7 protein-coding genes are annotated in these 9,341 nt (G+C 41.4%); 4 read left to right on the top strand and 3 right to left on the bottom strand.

The features are described 5' to 3' along the window. Positions 1 to 240 precede the first annotated feature (240 nt). A complete protein-coding gene (locus JMY06_RS11175) occupies positions 241 to 1,245 on the bottom strand; it encodes a GlxA family transcriptional regulator (protein WP_201618325.1) in 1,005 nt (334 codons plus the stop codon). 218 nt (positions 1,246 to 1,463) lie between these two features. Here JMY06_RS11175 and JMY06_RS11180 point away from each other — a divergent pair, with 218 nt between their 5' ends. The 4 genes from JMY06_RS11180 (at position 1,464) to dpaL (ending at position 7,490) form a co-directional block, all read left to right on the top strand. After that, positions 1,464 to 3,266 (top strand): acyl-CoA dehydrogenase, encoded by a 1,803-nt coding sequence (locus tag JMY06_RS11180; RefSeq protein ID WP_201618326.1) that lies wholly within the window; start codon positions 1,464 to 1,466, stop codon positions 3,264 to 3,266. Between the two features lie 43 nt (positions 3,267 to 3,309). After that, positions 3,310 to 4,071: an SDR family oxidoreductase gene (locus JMY06_RS11185; protein ID WP_201618327.1), complete on the top strand. Its 762-nt coding sequence runs from the start codon at positions 3,310 to 3,312 to the stop codon at positions 4,069 to 4,071. A 568-nt stretch (positions 4,072 to 4,639) separates the two neighbouring features. Continuing rightward, positions 4,640 to 6,070, top strand: a complete 1,431-nt coding sequence (locus JMY06_RS11190) for an aspartate ammonia-lyase (RefSeq protein WP_201618328.1) — start codon at positions 4,640 to 4,642, stop codon at positions 6,068 to 6,070. Between the two features lie 259 nt (positions 6,071 to 6,329). Next, positions 6,330 to 7,490, top strand: coding sequence for a diaminopropionate ammonia-lyase (dpaL, locus tag JMY06_RS11195; RefSeq protein WP_201618329.1), 1,161 nt, complete (start codon positions 6,330 to 6,332; stop codon positions 7,488 to 7,490). A 443-nt stretch (positions 7,491 to 7,933) separates the two neighbouring features. Here dpaL and JMY06_RS11200 read toward each other — a convergent pair whose 3' ends face one another. After that, entirely contained in the window at positions 7,934 to 8,083 is a 150-nt protein-coding gene (locus JMY06_RS11200; RefSeq protein WP_201618331.1) for a hypothetical protein, read from the bottom strand. A gap of 425 nt (positions 8,084 to 8,508) precedes the next feature. Continuing rightward, complete coding sequence (locus JMY06_RS11205; RefSeq protein ID WP_227672308.1) at positions 8,509 to 8,832, bottom strand: Na+/H+ antiporter NhaC family protein; 324 nt, start codon at positions 8,830 to 8,832, stop codon at positions 8,509 to 8,511. Positions 8,833 to 9,341: the final 509 nt, after the last annotated feature.

Here is a 9,341-nt window from a genome sequence, read left to right on the forward strand (position 1 = left end):
TAAAACGCCAAGGCAGATGTGGTTTGACTTTTATCGTCAGGCTGCTTGATTAAAATCTCCCAAGTTAATGTCTACGGATTTGACAGCAGAGGTCAAACTGACTGGCTCATTTGACTATCTAGGTACTTCTTAAGTATCTAGCAGTCCTCTTTTAATCTATATACCAAATAGCAAGTTATCGCCTCCATGTTACCAACAGAAGTGCGTGCACCGTATAGTAAAAATATGGGATAAGTGCTATTAAACTGACATGCGCGAAAATTTTTTTTGATATTCTTTGGGTGTGAGCTCTGTGGCACGTTTAAATAAGCGCGTAAATGAAGAGATATCGTTATAGCCGACTTGGTCGGCGAGGGATTTTATCGTCACATCCCCTAGTTCCAATAAGCGTTTCGCCTGCTCGATTCTTACCGCCTGAATATACTCAATGGGACGCATAGCCACACAGGATTGAAACCGTCTATTTAAAGTTCGCGGCGTGATATTTACCATTGTGGCCAAGTCACTAACTTGTATGGGTTGATTAAAATTATCCTCGATGAATTCTTGAACGCGTTTTACCAGTGGGTCTGAATGCGGTTTGTATAATTTAACATTGGTATAACTATTTTGGTTGCCTCTTTTGCTATCAAGGATTTGGGTCTTCGCCACTTGGGTTGAAATTTCCCGTCCGCAATAGCGCTCTATCAATAATAATGCCAAATCATAAAAGGCGCTACCGCCCGCTGCACAAAATATATTGCCTGATTGCGTCACAAATTGATTTTCTTGCAGGTCAACGAGTGGAAAGTCGGCCTTAAACTTACTCGCATACCCCCAATGTGTGGTTGCGGCTCGTCCATCGAGCAGCCCTGCTTTTGCCAAAAAAAACGCGCCACTACAATTACTAGCAATATCTGCTTTGGTATTCGCCAAGCGCGTTATATGCGGCAATAAATCTACATTTTGCGTTAAAACTTTATCGATTGAATCACCAATAGTTGGGATTAATAGTAAATCACAGTCAGCGACCTCCGCAATAGCGCAATGTGCTTGCATGATCAGACGATTGCTACATCTAATATCCACACCACCTACACTGGCAATTTGTACATTAAACCTTGGTTCTACTTCTTGACCCAAAAATCGTTGCCAGCTGACCCCAGTAAATGAAAACAAGTCTAAAGCACCCGTCAATGCACTGCCAAGGACACCATCAAATCCAAGGATTATAACCTTAAAGAGCTTGGTGTTAGAGTTAGGCATTGTTTTTCCTTAAATGTATGTCTTATTTCACCATAATTATGTCATAAATGACAATGGGGTAAAGAGACAAATTAGACTAGTATTAATTTATCACCAATTTATTACCTTTGATTCGTCTCTATTTTCTCTCATGATGAAACGGAAAGAACCAATAAACCATCAACACGCGAACCCATCAGCGTAACCTATCAACCTAAATATTATCAAAAGAGGATACTATGGCAGCTACTCTTATTAACGATTTTGAGCTTCCTTTCCAATTGTATAATGTATTGGATACTGAAAGTCTTTGCAAACATCCTAAGTTTGAAGAACACAACCGTGCCACTTTCGATGCCGTAATAGACACGGCAGACAAAATGGCGACCAATTTATTTTTGCCACACAACCATATTGCAGATAAAAATGAGCCGCAGTTTGATGGACACAAAGTGAGCATGATAGACGATGTTAAAGTCGCTTTTGATGCATTCAGAGAGTCAGGCTTTATAGCCGGTCGTTACCCTTTTGAAGAGGGCGGTATGCAATTACCCGAAACCGTGATGACGGCGGTTTCAGGCTATTTTATGGCGGCCAACCCCTCAACCATGGCCTATCCGTTTTTGACTTCAGCGGCAATTAATGTGCTCTCTCATTTTGCTAGTGATGATATTAAAAATGCCTTTATGCCACGTATGTTGACTGGCGAGTTTACGGGAACGATGGCGTTAACTGAGCCGCATGCTGGCTCGTCGCTCACTGATATTAAGACCACCGCAGTTAAACAAGCTGACGGCTCTTACCGAGTAAAGGGCAGCAAAATATATATTTCAGGTGGCGATCATGAGTTATCTGACAATATTATACATTTAGTATTGGCTAAGATTCCGGGTGGTCCTGGCGGTGTCAAAGGTATCTCTTTATTTGTAGTGCCAAAATATAGATTAAATGATGACCTATCAGTTGGCGAGCGCAATGACGTTCATTTGACTGGGTTAATTCACAAGCTTGGCTACAGAGGCGCCACGTCTACGGCATTAAGTTTTGGTGATAAAAATGATTGCTACGGTTATCTCATAGGTGAAGAGCACTTCGGTTTACGTTATATGTTTAAGATGATGAACGAAGCCCGTATCGCCGTTGGTTTTGGTGCAGCTATGATTGGTTATCGCGGTTACCAGTATTCTTTAGATTATGCTAAAGATAGAACGCAAGGCAGAGCTGCGCCCAACAATAAGTCAGAAGATGCGGCAACGGCTATTATTCAGCATGGTGATGTTAAGCGCATGCTGCTGGCACAAAAAGCATATTCTGAGGGCGGCATCTCTCTATGCTTGTATGGCTCAAACCTCATTGACCGAATCAATACTTGTGAAGACGAAACGCTTAAAGCAGAACTATCGGAGTTGTTGGACCTGCTAACGCCGGTATTAAAAGCATGGCCATCTGAATATGGGCCCAAAGCCAACGACTTAGGCATTCAAGTATTGGGCGGTGCAGGCTATACGCGTGAGTATTTTGCCGAGCAATTTTGGCGCGATAATCGTCTTAATCCCATTCATGAAGGGACAAATGGCGTGCAAGCTTTAGATTTGTCATTTCGTAAGTTATGGCAAAATAAAGGCCTTGGTATTCAAACTCTAAAACGTGAAATCACTCAGGATTTAGAAAGTATTAGTACACCAGAATCCGAAAAACTTGCGGGCAAGCTGATGCCTTATATGGGTCATTTGCATGAGGTGTTAGTCCACTTGAGCAAAATACTACAAACTGAAAAATCGATTACGCTAACTGGTAATGCGCAGGCACTTATGAATATTTTTGCATCCATTGTGGTGAGCTGGATTTGGATTCGTCAAGCCAGCAAGGCAGAGCAATTATTAAACGTGACGCAGGATGTTGAAAAACAGAATTTTTATAAAGGCAAAATACAAGCTGCGAAATACTTTATTGATTGGGAATTGCCGTTAGTTCAACGCGATATCGAATTATTAACTAACAACAATTCTGTTTGCACGGATATGCAAGCGGATTGGTTCTAAGAACGCTGGTTTTAACTAAAATAAAATATATAAGGAAATAGCTATGAAAGATTTATTTGATTTAACCGGAAGAATTGCATTAGTCACCGGTGCGAGCCGCGGAATTGGTGAGTCTATTGCGCGTCTGCTCGCGTCAAGAGGCGCCCATGTGATTGTGTCTAGCCGCAAAATCGATGCTTGCCAAGCAGTTGCCGACAGTATCGTAACTGATGGCGGTAAGGCCAGTGCATTCCCTTGCCATGTGGGAGAAATGGCGCAAATAGAAGCTATCTTTGCGCATATCAAAAGTGAATTTGGTCAGATTAATATCTTAGTGAATAATGCGGCGGCAAACCCCTATTATGGACATATCTTAGATACTGACTTAGCGGCATTCGAGAAGACCGTAGATGTGAATATACGCGGCTATTTCTTTATGTCGACTGCCGCTGGCAAGATGATGCGCGAACAGGGCGGCGGTGTTATATTAAATACTGCTTCAGTGAACGGCGTAGTAGCGGGCGACAAGCAAGGCATTTATTCAATTACCAAAGCCGCAGTGATTAGTATGACCAAAGCATTTGCCAAAGAGTGCGGGCCTTTAAATATTCGCGTCAATGCGTTACTGCCAGGTCTAACAGATACTAAGTTTGCCTCCGCATTAACCACCAATGACAAAGTATTAAATATGGCACTTAGAGCGATTCCATTAGGGCGCGTTGCACATCCTGATGAGATGGCAGGAACAGTTTTATATTTGGTATCTGATGCATCCAGTTATACGACAGGTGCTTGTGTCATCGTTGATGGCGGCATGCTAACCTAACTCTAGTCATTCGAAAAAGCAAAGTACATCAGAGCTACGACATACCCCAATACTAACAAAGCCATAAGGCATTTTTACACTAAATCATTTAACCCTAAAAGCATTGATACCAAAATTTTTTAGGGTTTTTTGTTGCTTAAAATACCTAGAGAGTTTCATAAAATAGCTAATTTTTTTTGAAATATGGACTCTATTTCTGACCAAGAAAACCAGCAATAAATCTGAGTCAGATTAATAGGCACCATCACATCATCCAGTAGTCTGAGCAATTCATATCCATAGCTGTAGTTGTTACACGCAGAACCGCACGTTGATATTGAATGAACGATTAAAAACACTTTGGTTAAATATGGAAGAGCTTGATACACTTGATTGGGCCGCTACCGACATTTCAATTGTAGAGCAGCTAAAGGCAACTATATAATGGTTAATAATATTTAATAATCGTATACTGGCTAATAGCTTAAATAGCTTGTTCTAAATATACGAATAAGGCGGTTATTTTATTGCACTAGTCAATAAAGTATGCTCTTCATCTTTTTAGTTTAACTGATCATCAAGAAGACCTATGAATATAAAATCTACTATAGACCAGAACAATGACAAGGCGCCCACTCGGACTGAAAAAGACTCACTGGGCGAACAAGCGGTTCCTGCTACTGCCTTATATGGTATTCAAACTCAAAGAGCGCAACAAAACTTCAATATTACGGGGGTGCCAATCAGTCATTTTCCTGAGCTGATTAAAGCACTAGCCATGGTTAAATGTGCTGCTGCTAGGGCTAACCACCGCCAGGGCTTGCTCAGCGATGATAAGGCCAAAGCTATTACCGATGCGTGCGCGGAGATTATTCATGGCGAGCATCACGATCATTTTATTGTCGACTTGATCCAAGGTGGCGCCGGTACCTCAACCAACATGAATGCCAACGAAGTGATTGCTAATATCGGTTTGGCCAATATGGGTTTTGAGTACGGTCAATATGATCATATGCACCCTAACAATGATGTAAACCGCTCTCAGTCGACCAATGATGTTTATCCAACCGCTGCACGCTTAGCGATTGTATTTTTTGCAAAGTCTCTTAAAGAAGCAGTCGCCAAACTACAACACAGTCTGGCTGCTAAAGGTCAAGAATTTAGTGACGTCCTCAAAATGGGCCGCACCCAACTGCAAGATGCGGTACCTATGACCTTGGGCCAAGAGTTTAACGCCTTCGCCAGTGATTTAGGCAGTGAGACGGCACGCATCGAACACACCTGCCAGCAATTATGTGAAGTGAATTTAGGTGGCACCGCTATTGGTACCGGTATTAATGCGCCCAACGGCTATGCCCACTTAGCTGTCAGCGAATTAGCAGATATCAGTGGTTTGCCAGTAAGGCTCGCTGAAAACCTTATGGCGGCTAGCTCCGACATGGGCGACTTTGTCACCTTCTCTGGTACGCTCAAGCGCTTAGCCATTAAGTTATCTAAACTAAGCAATGACTTACGACTGCTATCGAGCGGCCCACGCACTGGTTTCAATGAAATCAATCTACCCGCCGTACAACCAGGATCGTCCATTATGCCAGGCAAGGTTAACCCGGTGATCCCTGAAGCGATGAATCAAACCGTGTTTCAAGTGATGGGCACTGATATGACGATTAGCATGGCAGCAGAGGCCGGCCAGCTACAGCTAAACGCTATGGAACCGTTAATTGTTTATAACTTGTTGAATAACTCACGCATGTTAGAGAAGTCGATTCGTATGCTTGATGAACGCTGTATTCAGGATATTACTGCCAATAAAGAGCGTTGTGCGCAACACGTCGAAAACAGCATCGGCATTGTGACTGCACTCGTGCCACATATTGGGTACGACAACGCTAGCCGTATCGCGAGCCAAGCCTTGCGCAGCGGCTTAGGCGTTGCCGAAATAGTCAGGCAAGAGCAGCTGCTAAGTGATGAAGAACTTGCGGCGATTTTATCTCCTGACACCATGATTAACAACATTTGAGTCGCCTTTTTCTTATCAAAAGAGTAGTGCCGACTCGCCGTGTATACGCCTATGAGTAAAACAAGGCATGCTTTACTCATAGGCGTGAGGTTGGATATATTTGAGATTATCTAACACGTCTAAAAAGCGCTAATGGCCTTGCTTGAAGAAGGTGGTGCATCTTTAGATTCAGTGCTGAAAACAATATATTTACTTTCTGATATGGGGAGTTTCGCGGCATTTTATGGCGATTCCCCTTCTCTTCTTCTAAGAGAATACTATGCTTACTGTATTTAAAAATAACTTTTATACCGGTCAAAAGTCACCTCTATTTACTACAGAATCTGCTAAGAAAATACGTGAATTTCACCTTCAAATTTATGGCTATAAACCGACGCCTTTAGTCTCGTTACCACTATTGGCAGAAAAATTGGGTATAAAGTCCATTCTAGTTAAAGATGAATCTCATCGCTTCGGACTTAATGCGTTTAAAGTGCTAGGCGGTTCTTATGCTTTAGGAAGTTTGTTGGCTGAATACCTTAAAGTTGATATTAAAGAAATCGATTTGCAAACAGTCTCTACTAAGTTAGAGAAACCTCTGGTGTTTACAACAGCAACAGCTGGTAATCATGGCACTGGAGTTGCGTGGGCTGCTCGCGAAATGGGTCAAAAGGCCGTTGTCTATATGCCGAAAGAGTCATCATTAGTGAGTGCCGAGCGTATTCGAGGGCTGGGTGCAGAATGCATCATAACAGACATAAATTATGACGATACGGTTCGCTTGGCAAATAAGATGGCAGAAGAGAACGGCTGGATTCTAGTGCAGGATACCGCTTGGGATGGTTATGAAAAAATACCGACCTGGATCGCTCAAGGATATATGACCATGGCCGATGAAGCGATTGAACAAGCAGCTGCTATGCATGAAGGAACGCCAACTCATGTGATATTACAAGCAGGTGTCGGTTCGATGGCTGGCGGAGTACTTGGTTATCTTGCAGACAAACTTGGCGCAGATAACTTTGAAACCATTATTGTAGAACCTTCAGCAGCTGACTGTATTTTTCGCTCAGGTACCAGTGCGCAAGGTAATATTGTGAATATCACTGGCGTGCTAAGCAGCATCATGGCAGGTCTTGCTTGCGGTGAACCAAACCCAGTCACAGATTGTAGCAATTACTTTGCTCAAGTCGATGACAATGTAACAGCAGCCGGTATGCGAGTACTTGGTAGCCCCTTAGTAAATGATCCTCAGGTTATTAGTGGGGAATCTGGTGCAATCTCACTTGGTTTGCTTTATAAGCTTTGTACTGATACCTCAAATCGTAATCTACGTGAAGAGTTAGGGTTAAATCAAGACTCTGTGGTCTTGGTGTTTAGCACTGAAGGAGATACTAATCCAGGTAGATATAGAGACATTGTCTGGAATGGCAATTATTAGAGTATATGAAAAAAGTAAGCTCTGATTTTTAGGAGTCGATTGCTTGATGCTTTATTACAGAGCGGAGATATAATCTATTATCATGATTTGGTGTACCAATAAAGCTATGAGAATAGATAACAAGCCATCATCGATACTATTAAGTATATTGAGATAGAATGCATGAGGAGCAATTAGAAAAGTGATATATGCTGAAAGCATCGTAGAAATGCATGTAGCAAAGTAAACAAGCCTTTCATACTTTCTTTCAAAGAGTGTTTATTAAACAGGTGTTGTTTGGACGCTATACAAGGCGTTCATCAGTGTCGATCTGCTACAGCCTTGGAGCAAGGGTTCAGGAAAGCCGGAAAATAAAAAAGAGGACTTCCTATCGCAAATTGTGGCACGTCTGAATGAGCTATTCAAAACTGATAATGTTACTGGTAAATAAATTCTTAACTACGTCAACAACATAGCCCATTGTGATGCATATATTCATCACGATGGCGGAAGCTGTCTTCTGAGAGAGTTCCTGCGGCCAATTGATTGACAAAGTCATGATTAATATAGTCATTCCATATGGAATAATTATTACTTAGCGTTTGGTAATCTATAGTTTTAGCTTATTTTTATGAGGGTATGATAACGTTGTGAATGGTAAATAGTAAACAAACGGGAGATGCTCAACTAACTGAGCCATCACCTTAATGGTTAGTTTTTGGGTGCTAGACTTACTTGATCTGCAAGACTGCATAAAACTTTTTTTAGATGGCTTGCTTGTCTCCTTTTGGTAAGTGTGGAAACAATCGGACTGATAAAGTGGGATTAAACAGGACTTTATAAGACATAAAGACCCTTATTATAGTATATCGAATAGATTGTCAAGGAGTTATTGAGAGGTATATTGCAAGATTTAAAAATTGTTTCCTATGCCAGTACTCAATGCTTCAGGTTCGCGGGCATCCTGACAAACTCACTACTTGTTCTTCACAATCAAGCTAAATTATTTTGGACACAAGTAGTGGTGAGATCGATATTTTTATTTTAAAGTAAAAATCGGCTCACATGAAACGTCAACATCCTCGAATTTCTTGATACCTTTGTTTTTCTTATTGTTCCACACGACGGCTAAACCTGGATAGGTCATTAGCACGGATATTATCGGACTTAAGAAACTCATGAAGGCGTATGGAGAAAATTCAAAGCGGCTAATGCCTAACGTTGCTGCTGTAAATGCACCAAATGTAGTCCAGGGCATCAGAGGCGCCAACATCAGTCCTCCTTCACTCACAATACGAGTGTAGTGGCATAATAAGCCTTCATAGTATTGTATTTTGTACGAGTAGTAAGAAATCTTAAACAACGATTTCCATAATATTAGCTAAAGAAAGCCTGTTTTCTGATAGCATCCTTTTAAGGTTTTACAGCCAGTTTGATTCAAGTAAGCCAATTTGCTCTATTAGTAGCACATTACCCTCGTACGCGACTTAAATTAACTGCACCAGTTTTGGACGAAGTAGAGTATCATCTGGTTTTTTATATATAGAAGGCTGCGTTTTATATGGCGATGTTCTTTCACAAACTGCACCAATTTATTTTTAGCAAGCTTAGCGTCTTACTGTTTGGTTGAGATATTCAGATATGCTCTAATGAATATGACGAACACAACAGCCTAGTATAAATGGTTCAATTAAGGTATACATACCCTAATCCATTTAGGTTTTATTGCAAATAACTTACGCGGTATTCGATATGTATACAGTCCATCGCATCTAAGATAATAACCTTCATTTCAAATGAGCTATGCTGAAGAAACCGTAGAGATAAACTTGGTAAACTAACGACTCGACAAGGAGTTTACCATGACCAAGA

It is taken from the genome of Psychrobacter urativorans, assembly GCF_904846675.1.
Classification (GTDB): Bacteria; Pseudomonadota; Gammaproteobacteria; order Pseudomonadales; family Moraxellaceae; genus Psychrobacter; species Psychrobacter urativorans_B.